Origin of the sequence: Alcanivorax sp. (assembly GCF_040119285.1) — a bacterium.
Lineage (GTDB): Bacteria > Pseudomonadota > Gammaproteobacteria > Pseudomonadales > Alcanivoracaceae > Alcanivorax.
The window spans coordinates 1-17,623 of sequence record NZ_JBEDTY010000033.1; the positions used below are offsets into that span (position 1 = coordinate 1).

Annotated in this window: 13 protein-coding genes; 6 read left to right on the top strand and 7 right to left on the bottom strand. The window is 51.3% G+C overall.

Going from position 1 to position 17,623, the window contains the following annotated elements; genetic code table 11:
• Positions 1–416: 416 nt before the first annotated feature.
• From ABNH10_RS12405 to ABNH10_RS12430, 6 genes are all read left to right on the top strand, one after another.
• Positions 417–1,775: an OmpP1/FadL family transporter gene (locus ABNH10_RS12405; protein WP_299126958.1), complete on the top strand. Its 1,359-nt coding sequence runs from the start codon at positions 417–419 to the stop codon at positions 1,773–1,775.
• A gap of 34 nt (positions 1,776–1,809) precedes the next feature.
• The gene (locus ABNH10_RS12410) at positions 1,810–4,890 is read left to right on the top strand and encodes an Ig-like domain-containing domain (RefSeq protein WP_052042939.1); all 3,081 of its coding nucleotides are present in this window, start codon (positions 1,810–1,812) and stop codon (positions 4,888–4,890) included.
• Between the two features lie 173 nt (positions 4,891–5,063).
• Positions 5,064–6,020: an alpha/beta fold hydrolase gene (locus ABNH10_RS12415; RefSeq protein WP_349386238.1), complete on the top strand. Its 957-nt coding sequence runs from the start codon at positions 5,064–5,066 to the stop codon at positions 6,018–6,020.
• Positions 6,017–7,528: a flavin-containing monooxygenase gene (locus tag ABNH10_RS12420; RefSeq protein ID WP_008930244.1), complete on the top strand. Its 1,512-nt coding sequence runs from the start codon at positions 6,017–6,019 to the stop codon at positions 7,526–7,528. Before ABNH10_RS12415 ends, ABNH10_RS12420 begins: the two co-directional genes overlap by 4 nt.
• A gap of 10 nt (positions 7,529–7,538) precedes the next feature.
• Positions 7,539–8,405 (top strand): SDR family NAD(P)-dependent oxidoreductase, encoded by an 867-nt coding sequence (locus tag ABNH10_RS12425; RefSeq protein ID WP_007150445.1) that lies wholly within the window; start codon positions 7,539–7,541, stop codon positions 8,403–8,405.
• Positions 8,406–8,446: 41 nt separating this feature from the next.
• The gene (locus tag ABNH10_RS12430) at positions 8,447–9,331 is read left to right on the top strand and encodes a metal-dependent hydrolase (protein WP_007149555.1); all 885 of its coding nucleotides are present in this window, start codon (positions 8,447–8,449) and stop codon (positions 9,329–9,331) included.
• 146 nt (positions 9,332–9,477) lie between these two features.
• On the opposite strand, the gene ABNH10_RS12435 is transcribed toward ABNH10_RS12430, so the two are convergent.
• From ABNH10_RS12435 to ABNH10_RS12465, 7 genes are all read right to left on the bottom strand, one after another.
• Positions 9,478–11,079: a GMC family oxidoreductase gene (locus ABNH10_RS12435; protein WP_035248738.1), complete on the bottom strand. Its 1,602-nt coding sequence runs from the start codon at positions 11,077–11,079 to the stop codon at positions 9,478–9,480.
• Positions 11,066–12,181, bottom strand: coding sequence for an acyl-CoA dehydrogenase family protein (locus ABNH10_RS12440; RefSeq protein ID WP_008930247.1), 1,116 nt, complete (start codon positions 12,179–12,181; stop codon positions 11,066–11,068). Before ABNH10_RS12440 ends, ABNH10_RS12435 begins: the two co-directional genes overlap by 14 nt.
• An 8-nt stretch (positions 12,182–12,189) precedes the next feature.
• Positions 12,190–13,350, bottom strand: coding sequence for an acyl-CoA dehydrogenase family protein (locus ABNH10_RS12445; protein WP_007150215.1), 1,161 nt, complete (start codon positions 13,348–13,350; stop codon positions 12,190–12,192).
• A 47-nt stretch (positions 13,351–13,397) separates the two neighbouring features.
• Entirely contained in the window at positions 13,398–14,948 is a 1,551-nt protein-coding gene (locus ABNH10_RS12450; protein ID WP_008930249.1) for a long-chain-fatty-acid--CoA ligase, read from the bottom strand.
• 58 nt (positions 14,949–15,006) lie between these two features.
• On the bottom strand, positions 15,007–15,987 hold the full coding sequence (locus ABNH10_RS12455) for a PaaI family thioesterase (RefSeq protein WP_230457772.1): 981 nt from the start codon (positions 15,985–15,987) through the stop codon (positions 15,007–15,009).
• Complete coding sequence (locus ABNH10_RS12460) at positions 15,962–16,963, bottom strand: BtrH N-terminal domain-containing protein (protein WP_007150864.1); 1,002 nt, start codon at positions 16,961–16,963, stop codon at positions 15,962–15,964. The genes ABNH10_RS12455 and ABNH10_RS12460 overlap by 26 nt, the downstream gene beginning before the upstream one ends.
• Positions 16,963–17,623, bottom strand: a 661-nt coding sequence (locus tag ABNH10_RS12465) for a metal-dependent hydrolase (RefSeq protein ID WP_349386237.1), incomplete at its 5' end; no start/stop codon positions are given. The genes ABNH10_RS12460 and ABNH10_RS12465, both read right to left, overlap by 1 nt.

Here is a 17,623-nt window from a genome sequence, read left to right on the forward strand (position 1 = left end):
ACCATGGTGACGCGCCAATGCTGCGCCCCTCTACCTCTCTGGAAATGCTGTGGCGGGCCAAACATTTACCGATGGAGCACTACCGGTTCAGTGAACTGGGCAACCATGCTGGCTTCGGGACACAAACCAGTGAGGACCATTTCGGAAAAACATACAGATGACGTCTATCTATGGGTGTGCCTGGAATTCATCCACAGCAGGCATTACTTCAGATGGTGGCCTCACCCCTAATCGGCAATAGGGCACTGCATCTCGTCATAGGCGACGGCGGTGTAATACGCATTAATGCGGGAAATATCGGAGCGACAAGGCAAGAAGTCAGCACAGTCATAGATACACCAATCAAAGCTTTCGATAATTTTGGTTGATCAACCAACCATATTAAGAACTAGAACAACATATCTCAGGAGCTCATAATGTCTTCAACAAAAACAAAACAATTGCCTTTTCTTTTTTTCGCTTGCGGAGCCGCACTACTCCCCGGTTTAAGCATTGCGGGAGCTGGCGACGGAGCAACTAATTATGGGCTAGGCCCTATGAATGCCGGCACCGCCTTGGCGTTCAGCCCTTTTGCATCCAACAGCTGGTCGGTTTATTACAACCCAGCAGCCATGGCCGGCTCACCGGAAGGCGAGCTGAGCGTCATCGTGCAATATGGTGACCAGGAATTACGTGCTAAATCCCTGGGGGGAGCCGCGCCTTTAGCACGCGAGAATGATGTGCTCTCCGATACCAGTTCCGAACTATTATTAATCGGTTTCAAAAGTCGCATAGCCGGCATCTCAAGTATCGACAAGCCCATATATTTCGGGCTTAACGTTGGCGTTGACGAATACTCATCCAACCTGCTGCCATACCAAGCGAACACTAACCAGGAAGGGCAGTTTCTACGCTATGAATCGCAGCCACTTTATCTCGCGTTTGGTGGTGCCATTAGTAATATCCTGAGAGGCGTCGACGTCGGCGCATCTGCGCGCCTGACCCTGGAAGCCAAAGCAAACCTGGAAACAGTCTCCGACCTTGGCGGCAACACTGATTCAGAAAAGCTTTCTCTCGAAGCATCTCCGTCACTATCGCCGGCCCTGGGAATCAACATCCGCTCTGGCGAAATGTTTTGCGGTACCAGTCAGTGCATGCCTTTCGGCATGGACAAGTTGGAATTCGCACTATTTTGGCGCGGTGAAAGTAGTTACGAAGTTTCAGTCGATGCCAATGTGGTTGTGCCAGGGGTTATACCCGAACCAGGTCTGAGTCTGGCACTGAGTACAATCGACACTTATCAGCCCGAGGTTCTCGGTGCAGCCTTTTTGCTTCCAGTAGGACAATTCGAACTGACGGCAGGCATCGAGCAGCACAAATGGTCTGCGCTCGGACGCGAGTTTGCGAGTGACACTGTTCGAGACCAGGCCAATCTCGCGTTTGACGACATCACTATTCCCCGTATTGGCATCAGTTATCAGTGGTCGGAATCCATGAAGCTCTTTGCTGGCGCAGCCTTGGAGGAGTCACCCTTAAAGTCCACCCGCTCCCAAGACGTCAATTATTTGGACACAGATAAAAAAGTTTTCGGGCTAGGCGCAAGCTATCGGATAGCCAGTGCCCCGGTAATTAATATGCCGCTGGAGGTTGCCTTCGCTTACCAGTATCAAATGCTGGATGAGGCTGATTTCGAATTAACCTCCATTAACTCTCCCACCGATCCGTCACCTTACGAGACTGTACGGGCCGATGGTGAAATAAACGTATTTTCTTCCTCCCTATCGCTGAAATTTTAACAGCATGCATGCGATTAATACCTGGAGAAGAGCAATGAATAAAAAATCACACATCATTAGCACACTGTTTATTAGCGTGGCCATAGTCATAGCAAGTCAGTTGACAGGTTGCGGTGGCGACAAGGGCAATGTGACCAATCAATGGAGCACACCGGATACACTGATTTTTTCCTACCCATATCCCGGCCAGACAGAAGTGCCACCTACCGCGCCTGTGGTCCTGCGCTTCTCTAGCGTGCTAGATCAAGCGGTAATTGATGACATTGATGCCCGACTACAACTGATCAGCGATATAGATGGCAGCAGTGTCATGGTTGACTATCAAGTAATAGACAACGGCAGAGGATTGGCTCTGCACCCTCAATCCCGCCTGCTCCCGGCTGAAAGGTACCATCTAGTTGTCAACGGTGATGGTTTGGGATCCATTGATAACGACTCCGTAGCCCAGGTTCAGTTTCGTACTGCAGGCAATCAAGCGGGCGCATCGAAAAGCATGGGAACCGGTCCCTTTATGCTGCTTTCAGCCACCCCTTTGGACCAGCCTTCATTGCTTGAATCGATTGATGATGCCAGTCACCCCAATGACATGAGCACCTTCAGGATGTCGTTCAATCAAACGATTGATCCAACAAGCACAGAATATGATGAAGATGGATCTATTCAACTTCGTGATAATCTAGGCAAGCTGGTGCCCGCATCCCTATTCCTGCAGGGCCGCCACCTAACCCTTGACCCTCATCAAGACCTGAAACCCGTTGAGCACACACTAACCATCACGGGTTTGCTCGCTCAAACAACCGGCGCTGAGCTACCGGAATACAATCGTACTTTTATTCCTGATTCGACACTTCCCCGCGCGACATCCGTTCTCAAAGTTGGCAGTCTTGGAGCTGAGCAACCTGAACTAGTGTCAACTTTAACCGGCAACCCGATCAATCAGGTTCCAGTACAATCCTTTGTGCTGGGAGATGAATCATTTACCGGGTTGAACGGGGACCTGGCTGCAGATCTGGCTTTTGCTCCCAACTTTCCTAATGCCGTTCCACTGCGAGTACCCGCTGGTTCCGTACTCCGAGGCACCCCCGTGGACGTTAATATACTGGGCGAAATACCGTCCGGGCTGGAAACCGGTGAAGTCACCATCACGATACTCAGCGACGCTAACGGGTATCTGATCCCGAATCCATTCAGTGATTCCCCATCGGTTCCCCGCTATGCCCTGCTTAATATGGACGCAGCAATGACTGCAGCAGGTCAAGAGTCCAATGCGGCTCTCAGCCAGAACCTGCTTAATGTTCAGGTAGCGGGTTTAGCCGTTGTAAAGGATGGTGTACTGGTACTGGATGCGGTCAGTGTGGTTGAACCTGAAGTACTGGGCTTGGAGAAGGCATCCGGTCTGCTCTCATTCCGCATGGAGGCCTATCAGAACCAGCGCCAAGCGCCTACCCCAAGCCAAGACACTCGGCCCTTGCAGCTCCAGTCTTGGGCACCGGGGGAAATATTCCAACCCAATGCAAGGCCTGGTGACCCCGTTATCCTGAACTTCAACAAACCATTGGACCCGGCTTCAGTTTTTCTTGACGGCGCTTTGCAGATTTCAGTTGATGGCATAGAACAAAACTTTCCCATGAGGCACGATGGCGCCACAATTATCATCGGTGGAGACATCCTTCAACACGATAAAGACATTCAGATCACTCTTACCAGCCTGCTTCGAGATACTCAGGGAGCCCCACTTAACGATGACAAGACCCTAGACATTCGTTTGCCGGACTTAGTTCTTCCCAATGGCAACGCCAACGAATTACGAGCACCACTTGTCTCCGCTGTTTTCCCTGGTTACCCATGCGCACTAACCGGGGCTGTTCTTACCGGCGAACGCGAAAACTGGCGGAACGGTCGATGCGTGGGCGGCAAAAATACCGACCCGCTTTATCCAGTACCAAACCTCTTTAAGGATTTTAGTATCCGGGTTATCTTCAGCCGTACTATCGACGGAGACACAGTCAACGACCAGACTTTTGTTGTTGAGCACTTTGATAGCGAAAACACCGTATGGGAGCCCATCAATGGTCGTCTCAAGGTGCTTGCCCAGCGAATCGAGTTTTTTCCGGACAACCCCTGGCAGATTGGCGAGCTTTATCGCTACACCCTGCACTCCGAGCAAAACTCTCCTGCTTGTGGCATCGATGCAATATGCTCAGCTGATGGCGCACCGTTACAAACACGCCAGATCTCTCAGTCCAGCTCCTCTGCTCCGGGGCTTCGAGAGGGAGGTCCTGAGCTAACAAATCACTTCGTGATCACTGGGGAAGAGGATCAGATCACTCGCGTATCTTTACGCTCTCTCCCAGTAGCAGATGTTAACGCTAACCTCACCATCGATGACAAAGAGCAAGGCGCGCTACCCGATGGTAACGGCGGAGCCATTGCCGATGCCAACTATCTGCAGCTTAGGCTCAAAAGTAAATCAGGTGTAATAACCAATGCCAACATTGGCTGTGGTATAGGCGACGATTGCCCGGAAAAGAAATTTGCCTTTATCGGGTCAGGCGCCTTGCAAGCCGGGGTAAGCCAGTATGAGCCGGATGTCACCATCAACCGACGCCTCATCGACAGCGACCCAATGACCTCAAATGAAGTCACCGGCGCCGTCATTGCCAAAGTCTTCCCTACCGTTCTCCCAACGACCAGTGTCTTTCTGGAAGCTCGAGCACTCGGGTTAATCACAATTCCGCTAGACACTGGCCCTTTGGTCCTTCGGTTGGGATACGAAAACAATCACCCCATTACGGGCTATATCACCGAAACCCCGGATGGTCCCTGGTTCAGTACTACGTTTGATCTCATGGTGGATGCACCAGAGTTAGAGCCACGGCTAATTATTGAGCTTGGACATGACATCCGCAGCAAGGTAATAACCGGAGTCACCTTGGAAGGCCCTCTTCGCTTTGTTGACGATGGCCGTCTAATTCTGAAAGTCCGCAACCCGGAGCCTCTCATCATACCGGCCAAGATTGACCTCCTTGGCATCGGCTTGGCGGGTATCGAGCTGGAAGTCCCCCCCCTTGGCGTAGACCTGACCTTCACCTTTTTGCCGGTAAAAGATTTTTAAGCCGTTCCCCTAGTGCCTATGCACTTTCATGCCCCCTTTATGGGGGCTTTTTTCTGTCCTCTCCGTATACAACACCGCTGAATGATCATCTATATCTTCAAATAGGACTTTTCTTTGTGTAGATGAAACGCTATTATTTGGTTGTTTAGCCAAATAAATAAATGTCTATAATGATGCATCCTCACGACAGCCCCGCAAGCCTTAACTGGCGCGGTTCAAAGCACTCACCGGAATCTGGCAGGGACATACAGTTCCTGGGAAACGGCGGATTGGTTCTAAGTGCAACCCAGTTCGGAGATCCGAAGTCACCGCAGGTGCTCCTGCTTCATGGCGGCGGACAGACCCGTCATGCTTGGGCGCACACGGCAACAGCTCTGGCCAGATCCGGGTACTGCGCTACCAGCATTGATGCCCGCGGTCATGGTCAAAGCCAGTGGTCCCCTGAAGGTGATTACAGCGGTACCGCGCTGGTATCAGACCTCCGCGTCATCATCCAATCACTTCCCACATCACCTTATATCGTGGGAGCGTCAATGGGCGGACTGACGGCCATGCTTACCCTTGGGGAGGAGCCCCCCTTGCCCTGTCGAGGTCTGGTACTGGTGGATGTGGCCCCACGGCTTGAGACCAAAGGCGTTCGCCGGGTGATTGAGTTCATGCGCCGCCACCCTGACGGTTTCGACTCTCTGGATCAGGTTCAGGATGCCGTGGCTGCCTATAACCCAACACGAAAAGCACCATCAAGCTCACAGGGCTTGCGAAAAAACCTCCGCCAGGACGCTAATGGCCGTCTCCATTGGCACTGGGATCCTGCGTTTCTTGATCATGCGGTAATCCCTGAAGCAAATGAAGGCATGTTCGGCCGAGCGCGACTCAATCTTGCAGCAAGCAAACTCAAATTACCGATATTACTCATCCGCGGCCATCACAGTGATGTACTCAGCGAAGCAGGAGCCCAGGAATTATTAGCCCTCGTGCCACATGCCAAGTACCGAGTAATCCATCAAGCAGGTCATATGGTAGCGGGTGACCGCAACAGTATTTTTACCGGAGCAGTGCTGGACTTTCTTCAGCACCTTGACCCGCAAGGAAATCACATACGCTCCACCGATCGGAGACTTACACCATGAAACATAAACACCTCGACGTGCTGATCATTGGCGCGGGCCTTTCCGGCGTCGGTGCGGCTTGTCACCTAAGCCGCAAGTGCCCAGATCTACGCTATGGCATCCTTGAGCGACGCAAGCGCGTTGGTGGCACCTGGGATTTATTTCGCTATCCCGGCATCCGTTCGGACTCCGATATGTTCACACTCGGCTATAACTTTCGGCCTTGGACAGACACCAAGATGCTTGCCGATGGCCCCTCTATTCGCAATTACATCGAAGAAACCGCTGAGCATCATCAGGTCCACAAGAAAATTCATTTTGGCCTGAAAGTCACTGCCGAGGACTGGAGCAGCGAATTCAATCGCTGGACGGTTACCGCGTTGAACGAGGAAACCGGTGAAGAAGAAGTTTTCACCGCTGGGTTTGTCCTCAACTGTACCGGTTATTATAACTATGACGCCGGCTACACACCGAAAATTCCTGGAATCAATCGCTTTGGCGGCGACGTAATTCACCCGCAGCACTGGCCAGATAACTACGACTATACGGGTAAGCGAGTTGTCGTGATCGGCAGCGGCGCCACCGCCGTAACACTGGTGCCCGCGATGACCGACCGCGCTGCGCATGTCACCATGTTACAGCGCTCCCCTACTTATGTTGCCTCCGTCCCTGAGCAAGATCTCATCTCGAAAAACCTGCGCCGAGTACTGCCAGAAATGCTTGTTTACCGCATGGCGCGCACACGCAATATCCTGCTGCAGAGAACCGTATTTAACCTATCGATTCGTAAGCCCAAAGCGATCCGCAGATTACTGCTGGCCGCTGCTCGCAAACAACTGGGGCCGGATATCGACATGAAGCATTTTCAACCTCACTACAACCCATGGGAGGAACGAATGTGCGCAGTTCCCAAGGGGGATCTGTTCAAGGTGCTTCGTGAAGGCAAGGCTTCCGTGGTGACGGATCATATAAAAAATGTCACCAAAACCGGTATAAAACTGGAATCTGGGGATTGGATACCTGCCGATATTATCGTCACAGCTACCGGTCTGGATTTGCAAATGTTGGGCGGCGCAGAGCTACGTGTTGATGGTACGCACGTCAATCTCTCAAACACCATGATGTACAAAGGCTTAATGCTTGAAAAAGTGCCTAATATGGCACTGGTCTTTGGCTATACCAACGCGTCCTGGACCCTCAAGGCAGATATTGCCTCCGAATTTGTTTGTCGGCTTCTCAAGCATATGCGCAAGACAGGCGCAGAAAAGGTGACCCCTATCGACGAGGAAGGGTGTGGCTCTGATGTCAACTTTCTCAACCTTCGATCTGGCTACATTCAACGTGCTGATGACCGCCTGCCACGCCAAGGCAACAAAGATCCTTGGCAAAACCTCAACGATTATCTTCACGACCTGCCGGCGCTTCGTTATGGAAAAATGAATGATGGCCACCTTAAATTCGAAACGACAAACCTACATAAAACGAAACGCAATCTCGTCCAAAAACTTCTGAGCAACACATCAATATAGAGGCGCAACGATGAAATCATTTTCAGGAAAAGTCGCGGCGATCACTGGCGCCGGGTCGGGCATCGGGCAAGCCACGGCGATTGCTCTAGCAAAAGAAGGTTGCCACTTAGCGATCTCTGATATCAGCGAAGAAAGCCTAGAGAAGACGGTCGAATTACTGGCAGGCTACGCCGTCAACATCAGCACTCATGTTGTTGATGTCAGCAACAAAAATGCGGTTTATCAATACGCGGAAGATACCGTATCAACACACGGAAAAGTAAATCTCATCATGAACAATGCCGGTGTGGGACTGGGTGAGACCGTCGAGAACATGAGCTATGAAAACTTTGAATGGCTGATGAATATCAATTTCTGGGGTGTCGTATACGGTACAAAGGCATTTCTTCCCCATCTCCAGAAAATAGGTGAAGGCCATATCGTCAATATCTCCAGCGTTTTCGGCATTATCGGTGTTCCAACCCAGTCAGCCTACAACGCCGCAAAATTTGCTGTTCGCGGATTTACAGAATCATTACGTGAAGAGCTGGATATCGCGGGCGGCCTTGTCAGCGCGACTTGCGTTCATCCAGGTGGAGTAAAGACTAACATCGCGCGTAATAGTCGCATGGGAGACATGGGCAGCATGAACATGGGCGACAAAGAAGAGATTGCCAGCATGTTCGAAAAAATTGCCATGACCACACCCGAAGCTGCCGCTAGAACCATCCTGAAAGGCGTGCGGAAAAACCGGCGAAGAGTTTTGGTAGGCGGTGACGCGGTCATGCTGGACACCACACAGAGACTGATACCCACAGGCTACCAACGCTTGCTTGAAATTATGTTTAAAAAACAGCAAAGCAGCAAAAATAAAAAAACGCATCAGGGCATGGCCTGACATTTTTCTCTTTAACTATCACATTATTGATTGGAGGCGATATGCGCTCGTCTAATACGGTAAAAAGCATTAAGAAACTCAGCGGCGCGCTGGTGGGCATTCCACCGCGTCATATCAATTTTCAATTTCCGGATTCCATTCCAAAGTATTTTTATGCTGGAAATGCCACAGCAACGACTTTCTTTGCCATGCTCTCCGGTTTTTTCCCACCTGGTGAACGCTATTTCATGGAGTCCGTTAGACACTTTCGTGGTCAGGTTAAGGACGAATCTCTACGGGCGGCCATATCGGGCTTCATGGGGCAGGAGGCCATTCACGGACGAGAGCACGACAGGCTGAACCAGATTCTCGCCGAGTACGGCTATGACATGCAGTCGCCAGATCGGTTTGTCAAAATTGGCTTGGCCATACTAGAGAAGTTGCCGCCGAGCACTCGGCTAGCCGCCACCACGTTTATGGAGCACTTTACTGCGCTTCTCGCCGAGCAGCTACTTGAAGACGAGAATTTTGTACGCCAGGCAGACCCTGAAATGCTCAAAATATGGCAGTGGCATGCGCTCGAAGAGCTGGAACACAAATCTGTTGCCTACGACGTATATGAGCTTATTGGTAACAGCCGTACAGAGCGCGTGGCTGCAGCCCTCGCCTCGATGGTCGTCTTGCTGCCGATGCTGGGCATCACCTGGAGCTGGATGCTTGTCAAAGACGGCCAGCTCGGCAACATCAGCGATAATGTTAAAGGTCTGAATATTTTGCTAGGTCGTAACGGGTTTGTATCGCAAATCCTTTCGCGCCTTCCTGAGTTCATTCAGCCGGATTTCCACCCTGATCAACATGACACCAAAGGGCTGGAAAAACTGTGGCGTGAGAAGTTGTTCGCTGAAGGTGGCCAACTGCATGAGCTGTATAGCAATCCGGCGGCATAATAATGCTCAAGGGGGTTTAGGGAACCTCTGAATAGTTGACGACTCTGTCACCACCGTTTGCTAAAAGACACACAAAAAAATGCCGGAATTGCTTCCATGCAACTCCGGCATTACACCTTTTATCATAGCTTTTCTCTAGCCGATCTTTATTGCGCATCCTCTAGAATGAATTGTGCCGCTCGCTCGCCAATCATCATACATGGCGCGTTCGTATTACCACTGATCAACAGTGGCATGATCGAGGCATCGGCGACACGCAACCCCTTCACACCGTTTACCCGCAGACGGACATCCACCACCGCTTTTTCATCACTACCCATTCGGCAAGTGCCGACGGGATGGTAGATTGTTTCAGCGCGCTGGCGAATATCCGCGTCAATCTGGTCATCACTCTCCACGCTGGAAGCCGGTTCGTCATCACCGCCAAAAGCAGAGCTGAAAGAATGACTGTGAAACACTTTTCTGGCTAGTTTCACGCCTTCACGGAGCACAAGAATATCGTCAGGATGAGAAAGATAGTTTGGGTCTATCAAAGGCGCAGCAAATGGATCGCTATTGGCCAATCGAATCTGTCCTCGACTCTTAGGCCTGAGTTGGCACACATGAATCGTACAACCAAACCCAGGCGTCAACTGACGTCCATGATCTCGAAGATAAGCCGGTAAAAAGTGTAGCTGAGCATCCGGACGATCCGGCTCGCTGAGCAGGCTGACAAAAGCCCCTGCTTCCGCCGCGTTACTGGCAAGAAAGCCGCGCCGATGACGAAAATACTGGTAGAAGGCACTAATCAGCCGAGGTATAAAAAACGGTGACATGCCGATTGATTGACGGCTTTTGTCCTTGATCATGACGGTCATATCAAGGTGATCTTGAAGGTTCTCCCCAACTTCCGGCGAGTCTTGCAAACAGGTGATGCCGATTTTCGATAGGTGCTCTCGCTCTCCAATACCCGACAACATCAGCAACTGAGGGGTATTGATCGCCCCACCGGACAGGATGACTTCTTTGTTCGTACGAATGACCGATTGAGCACCATCACTATCACAAATTTCGACGCCAATCGCCCTGCCGCAATCCAGTAACACCTTGGTTACCTGCACATCCGTCATGATGTGCAGGTTATCGCGGCCACGTGCAGGATCCAGGAAAGCACGCGCGGCACTCCATCGGCGCCCTTCTTTTTGTGTTACCTGAAACCGGCCAAAGCCTTTCTGTTCCGGCCCGTTAAAATCATCGTTTCGGGTATAACCCAGCTCTTCACCGGACTTAATAAACAGCGGGGTTAACGGGTTAACATCCCTGACTCGGGTAACATTCAGTGGCCCACCCACACCATGCCAATTGTCAGCGGAGTATTGTTCATTGTTTTCATGTGCATTGAATACCGGCTGCACATCTTTCCACGCCCACCCTGTTGCGCCTTGCGCTGCCCAGTCATCATAGTCTTGTTGTTGGCCTCGAATGTAGACCATGGCATTGATTGAGCTGCTGCCCCCCAGTGTTTTTCCTCGCGGCCAGTAGAGGCGCCTTTTATTAAGGTGACTCTGTGGCGCGGTGTCGTAGCCCCAGTTTCGCTTTCCTTGTTTAATTAGACCGATGAGTCCAAACGGAATATTAATAAAACCGCTATTATCGTGGGGGCCGGCCTCAATAAGACAAACGGAATACTTGCCGCACTCGCTTAACCGGTTGGCAAGAACACAGCCCGAAGAGCCCGCCCCCACGACGATAAAATCAAACGACTTCATTTTGCTTCTCCCCCGCCTGAATAAACCGTGACATGTGGTGCTCTCGGTCGCCATGACTCAATGATGCATGTGTCACCAGACGGAAGTAATGGCCAATGTTCAGCTCTTCCGTAACACCAACGCCACCATGGATCTGGATACCTTGCTGAGTGATACCAACGGCCCGGTTTGCGTAGTAAGCCTTTGCCGCCGCTGTCGCGCGCCCGCGCTCACAGACGTTTGCGCTCTCTCCTTTTACTGACACCATCAAGAGCATGGATTCCAGCTGCTGGAGATCAATAAACGCATCAACAAGGTAGTGCTGGATTACCTGAAAACTGCCAATCGTTGTACCAAACTGTTTACGCGTTCGAGCGTATTCCAGAGTGGCCTGATACACCTCTCGGCAGGCGCCGTACATACGTGCGCAGTCCAATGCGCACAGATAATCGAACCAGGCAGAAACCGCTTGCTTTGCCGCATCACCACGACACAAAACCATTTCGTCTGTGATGAGCACATCATCAAGCGTCAAACTGGCAGCACGGCTTCCATCGAGCAGTCGATATCTTTCAACGTCACAGGCGTCGAAAGGTAGCGCGACAATGGCCAACTCATCACCAGACATAGCGGAGACGAGCACGGCGTCTGCAACGCCACCATCAGACACAACGTGCTTCTGCCCGGAAAGTCGTTCTCCGTTTAGCCTCAAGGAAGGGTTCAGCACGTGATAACCGGCATGCCGGTCATAAAGACCGCAAGCCACACGTGCCTCACCAGAAATAATGCGATCAAGCAACGCCAAGGATGTTGGCGTATTGGCGAACTCCAATAACTTGCCGGGGGAAACAATTAAATCGACAAAAGGGTCAAGACAAAGCGCGGCTCCTAACTCCTGAACAATGGCGCACACGTCAAGCAATGAGCCGCCATACCCTCCAACAGATTCAGCAAACGGAAGGCCAAACCAACCCAAATCATTCATGGCCTGCCAGCGATTCGCTTCAAGGTGATTACTCTCATTCAACTGTGCAATGTAGCTGTCAAATGAATAGTTGTCTTTAAGATAACGGCGCGCGGTATCCGCAATCATGGTGGTATTTTCGGGTAACTTGAAATCCATTTTTCACCTCACAATCCGAGCAACATCTTCGCCAACACGTTTTTCTGGATCTCGTTAGATCCACCATAGATGGTGCACGCACGCAGGAAGTTATAGCGGCGACTGGCCTGATTAAAAATTTGCTCCCCAATGGGCTCCTCGTTATCCCATGGCAAAGACATCAAACCTCCGATTTCCACCATCGCTTGGGAAACCCTTTGCTGTAGTTCCGTGCCTTTGATTTTCAGTCCTGACGATTCTGGGCCGAACGGCTTGCCTTCATCTGTGGCAGCAACGGTGCGAAAGTTGGTGTATTCCAGTGCCATAAGATCGACTTCCAAGCCAGCCAACCGACGCACCGCCAACTGCTTATCTGTTTCCGTTGGTAGCGCATCGATAGCACTTTTAAGGCGATTGATTTCGTAGTGAATATCCGCCACACCGGCAATGGTGGTGCGTTCGTGGGTAAGAAGAAACTTGGCAATGGTCCACCCCATTCCTTCTTGACCCACCAAATTTTCCACAGGCACTTTCACGTCGGTAAAATAGACTTCGTTAAGGTGATGATGCCCATCAATTGAATAAATCGGCCGTACTTCAAGCCCGGGGGTTTTCATATCGATCAGCAGGAATGAAATACCCTGCTGCTGTTTCACGGTGCTATCCGTTCGCACCAAGCAAAACATCATGTCTGCCCAATGGGCCTGTGTCGTCCAGATTTTTTGACCATTAACCAAATAATGGTCGCCATTACGCGTGGCTCGCGTTTTTAACGAGGCCAGATCTGAGCCCGCATTGGGCTCAGAATAACCTTGGCACCATAGCGTTTCGCCACGCTGAATGCCGGGCAACCACCGTTCCTTCTGTGCTTCAGAACCAAAGGTATATAACACCGGCCCAACCATGGCCACACCAAAAGGACTTGTTGGCGGAGCCCCTGCCGAGGCGCGTTCCTGATCGAAAATATACCGCTGGGTTGCACTCCACCCTGGGCCACCAAATTGTTCTGGCCAAGTAGACGTGAGCCAACCTTGACTGCCCAGCAAACGCTCCCATCGTTGCTGCATATTCTTGTCTGGCATCGCTCCTCGGGCAGTACAGCGCCGAATATCATCAGGCACATTTTCCTTCATCCACTGTCGGATACTCTTACGAAATTCTTTTTCGTCATTACTGAAATCCAGATTCATGGAAGCCTCCAAGCCAATAAATTTCGCAATACAAGGTCATCGATTACTCAATTAACCTGTTTACCGTTGCTCTCCCAAAAGGGGGCTCGCAGTTCGTTTTTCAGCACCTTACCTGCCCCACTCACCGGCAACGACTCTGCCTTAAAATCAACGCTACGAGGCACTTTGTAACCTGCAATTCTTTCACGGCAATGTTCGATAATCTCTGCCTCACTGGCGTGCTCTCCTTCACGCAGCACCACGATTGCATGCACAGCTTCACCCCAGCGTTCATCGGGAATACCAATTACCGCGCACTCCTGTACCTCAGGATGGCTATAAATGGCACCTTCAACTTCAACAGAGAAAATATTTTCTCCACCGCTAATTACCATGTCCTTGGCTCGATCAACGATGAAGACAAATCCATCCTCGTCCATGTAGCCAAGGTCGCCGGTATGTAGCCAACCATTGCGCAAGGTATCAGCGGTTGTTGATTCCATTCCCCAGTAACCCAACATGACGTTTGGTCCCCGCGCACATATTTCGCCAACCGTACCTTGAGATACCACCTGATCATTTTCATCAAGCACCACCACCTCCACACCCAGTGCTGCGCGACCGGCGCTACGTAATTTTTCTCCGCCGGGAATGTGATGTTCTGGCCCGAGTGAGGTAATGATTGGGGAAGCTTCGGTCTGGCCATAGCCCTGAGCAAATGACACTGTCGGCATTTGTTCCATAGCACTAATCAATACCGCCTCTGGCATTGGCGAGGCGCCATACAGCATGCGTTTTATGCTGCTGACATCGTAATTGGCGATGCGCCCAGATGAGGCTAGAAGATTGACCATGGTCGGCACCAACAGGGTGTTCGTGACTTTCTCCTGCTCAATGAAAGCCAGCACTTCATCAACATCAAAGCGAGGAACAATGCCATGTGTCCCCGCAGCCAGTGTCACGGCAAACGTGCTGGCCATATCAGCCAAGTGGAACATGGGCCCGGCATGCATATATATGGTGTCACTGTCATAGCCCATCTCGGCAACCACGTTCAGGGCATTGAATACCAGGTTGTCATGACTCAGCATCACGCCTTTTGACCGCCCAGTGGTACCACCGGTATAAAACAGCCCCGCCAGATCGTCACCGCCAGCATTGGCGTCACGGATTCGACCGGCGTTGGCGACAAGGGATTCATAATCAATACACCCTTGTGGACACTCACCCTCACCCATGAAGACAACATGCTTGATAGACTCAAGCTGTGGCTGTAGGGATGGCAGCAATGCTGCAAAGGTGTCATCAACGAAAAGCACTTTAGAACCTGAGTCATTCAAGGTATAGGCGATTTCAGGTGGTGCGAGCCGAATATTGACGGGATTCACTGCCGCACCGGCCCACGGCACTGCATAGAAATACTCCAGGTAGCGATCGCTGTTTAATGCCAGTATGGCAACCCTGTCACCCGCATTGATGCCCAGACTTAGCAACCCGTTAGCAAGGCATGCGATACGGTCTTCAAACTCTCGCCAGGTTTGCCGCCGACCAGCAAAAACGGTAGCCGTACCTTGGCCGTTTAATTGAACCGCACGGCGCAAAGTCTGTGAAATATACATAACAGAACTCCTCTATTGAGGCAGAAAAGGAAGGGGGGAGGGTTGTTTATAGATTGGATTAGCTGGAAGCGAAGGCTCTCTTATAAATGAAGCGACCTCGGGAAACCTGGGCGCCATCAAGAAACACATCCACAACAACCACAATGAAGCGCTTTCCTTCACGAATAATGTTCGGCTTGGCCACCAACGTACCCGCAAAGGCCGGGCGCAAATAATCCAGAGTCATACTTGAACATACTGGCTTATTTTGTTCAGTCTGATTCGCTGTTAAGTGCGCGCCAGCAACAAGCTCCGCGAAGCTTGCGATAATACCGCCATGAAAAGTCTTGATCAGAGGGTTGCCAATGTGCTGCTCGCGAAACGGCATTTTATAGGTTGCTTCGCCGTTATCGTCCGAAGCCGTCATACCAAGAAATTTTTCGTATGGTGATACATCGCCGACCACAGTAGAGAGAGCGGTTACCCTTTCTGTTTCGAAGCTGATGATTCCTTCATCATCGATTGTTTTTTTCTTGGAGGGGGCTCTCTTATTGCTAGGATTCACAGATTGATCAAAGGACGGGCCTGCCGTTCCTATCGCAAAACTGCCTGATACCGACGCCAGCAAATTGCCGCCATCACGCCCAAATGCCTCTCCACGGACATAGGCAATATTTTCTTCAACTGCAAAACAGGTGACATTACATGCCACCCCTTCGCCAGCCTCGGGGTTAGCGATGAAATCAACGCGCAAGTCAATTGTCGCAATTGGGCGCATGTCGCCGAGGCGCACAAAAATCGCCAAACCACATGCCGTATCAAGCAAGGTAGCGATGGCTCCCCGATGAAGCTTTCCCTGTTGATCACAAACCTCTTCCACACAAGGCATGCTCATTACCGCGCCATCTTTGGTAATGTCATCCATTGCGATACCAAAAACCCTGAACAACGGATGCCCTGAACCAAAAAAAGCCTTTGCGGCAAGCAGTTCTCTCGGGAGTGATGTCTCAGCTGTCATAGTTAGCAACTTTTTATCAGAATGTTGAAGCGGCATCCGCATACCGGGTCTCTGCAACACGCACAGATTCAATGGCGTCCGTTATTGCCTCTTCAGGGAATGTTTCACTTTCGGACCCCTTTCGCAGACAATCAGCCAGAGCGGACCATGCCGCAGCACTCGTTCGCATCAACTCGACCAAGCCTGCCTCATGTATTTCAGGAACAATTTCACTCGCTTCATCGAGAAATTCTGAATACATCGCTCTAAAGCCGCTGCCCCCCGTTCCACGCTTCTCGATCACTTGATAGGCGAAACGGAGCAACCATTGCCATTTATCCACTGCCTTCCAGCGAGGAAGTTCCTGGATCCAAGTTGTTAGCGCTTGAATACCGTGATTCCTGCTTCCTTGCAGGAGATTATCTGCATTCTTCACAATCGCACTGCGCACGTTCTCGGCAGACACCTGAACCGAAACACTTTCGGGTGCGAACAATGAACCATGATGGATAAAGGGTGGCGACAAGGAGAATCTGGCTTCAACCAACTTGTCACGAGGCACCTCTAAAAGCCCTGGGCGCTCGGTATCGCTAACGAGCATCGTCTCGCCCTTCTCGGCTCGCTGCCAGGCGACGATGGCGTGACCGGGGAAATGTGTACTGCTCTTGAAATAAGGAAGGTAAAAAATATCAGTTAAGAGAAGCGCAGGCCGCCCCGCATCAAGATGGGCATCCAGCGCATCGGCGGCAGCACATTTATCTTGCCAAGTTTCCCAGCGAAACGGCACGCCCAGTGTAGAGAACACCGTTTCCTCAAATCCCATTGAACGGACATGGACAATAAACGGGGTGTCCGTGCCTGGTATTTCCACATAAGTAATACCAAGCCCGGCACCGAGACCGAAGCAGAAAGCTTCAGTTAAATTAAGCCCATGAAACTCCAGAAGATCCCTGATAGCTGAACTTCCACAGTGGCGTCCGGGCCTATGAGTGTGCCGAAAATCAAAGGCACCGGGGTTACCCTGATCGTTGGTCTGCATCAGGCTGCCTCTCTCACAGGATCCGGACCATAAATAGTCTCCGATGCCTGCATTGGATCACCATGAGCCTCATACTCTGCCAACCAGGCGGCAACCTTCTCAGGCATACCGGTGTCCCAAGGGTGAAACCCGGGACGAAACCAGGCAAGAAAATCAGGCAACATTCCTGTGAGAATACCTTTTCGCCCATAAAGTTTGTTCAAACCCTTCAGAATCACACCGGGCTGGCGCGTGACACCATCAAGCTTGAGCATATTCCAGAATACCGGTGCCACGACCAAATGAACCATCAGTGTCGCAACCACCAGCGCCGAGGCACGAGTCAGGTAGCCCCCCCCAGCCGCTCCCTGATAAAGATCATAGGCCACAGCCTTGTGCTCTACTTCTTCAACCCCGTGCCAAAGAAATAGAGCCCTCATTACCGGGTCGGCCTCGCGGAACATGTCGCTTTTCTCGCTGACCATTGTTTCGCCCAAGGTTGCCGTAAAGTGCTCAAACGCCGCAGTCATGGCGAGCTGATACTTCTTCGGCAAGTACTTTTGTGTGGTGCGAATAAACGTCCTTAAATTCGTAGTGACCTTATCTACATCCACGCCCTGGCTGGCCATCACATCGTTGAAACGATCATGGACAATGCCGTGCTGACCTTCCTGGCGAATA

Excerpts from the sequence above, each read along its gene's own strand:
- ABNH10_RS12405 (WP_299126958.1), top strand. The coding sequence starts at position 417 with ATGTCTTCAACAAAAACAAAACAATTGCCTTTTCTTTTTTTCGCTTGC.
- ABNH10_RS12410 (WP_052042939.1), top strand. The coding sequence starts at position 1,810 with ATGAATAAAAAATCACACATCATTAGCACACTGTTTATTAGCGTGGCC.
- ABNH10_RS12415 (WP_349386238.1), top strand. The coding sequence starts at position 5,064 with ATGCATCCTCACGACAGCCCCGCAAGCCTTAACTGGCGCGGTTCAAAG.
- ABNH10_RS12420 (WP_008930244.1), top strand. The coding sequence starts at position 6,017 with ATGAAACATAAACACCTCGACGTGCTGATCATTGGCGCGGGCCTTTCC.
- ABNH10_RS12425 (WP_007150445.1), top strand. The coding sequence starts at position 7,539 with ATGAAATCATTTTCAGGAAAAGTCGCGGCGATCACTGGCGCCGGGTCG.
- ABNH10_RS12430 (WP_007149555.1), top strand. The coding sequence starts at position 8,447 with ATGCGCTCGTCTAATACGGTAAAAAGCATTAAGAAACTCAGCGGCGCG.
- ABNH10_RS12435 (WP_035248738.1), bottom strand. The coding sequence starts at position 11,079 with ATGAAGTCGTTTGATTTTATCGTCGTGGGGGCGGGCTCTTCGGGCTGT.
- ABNH10_RS12440 (WP_008930247.1), bottom strand. The coding sequence starts at position 12,181 with ATGGATTTCAAGTTACCCGAAAATACCACCATGATTGCGGATACCGCG.
- ABNH10_RS12445 (WP_007150215.1), bottom strand. The coding sequence starts at position 13,350 with ATGAATCTGGATTTCAGTAATGACGAAAAAGAATTTCGTAAGAGTATC.
- ABNH10_RS12450 (WP_008930249.1), bottom strand. The coding sequence starts at position 14,948 with ATGTATATTTCACAGACTTTGCGCCGTGCGGTTCAATTAAACGGCCAA.
- ABNH10_RS12455 (WP_230457772.1), bottom strand. The coding sequence starts at position 15,987 with ATGCGGATGCCGCTTCAACATTCTGATAAAAAGTTGCTAACTATGACA.
- ABNH10_RS12460 (WP_007150864.1), bottom strand. The coding sequence starts at position 16,963 with ATGCAGACCAACGATCAGGGTAACCCCGGTGCCTTTGATTTTCGGCAC.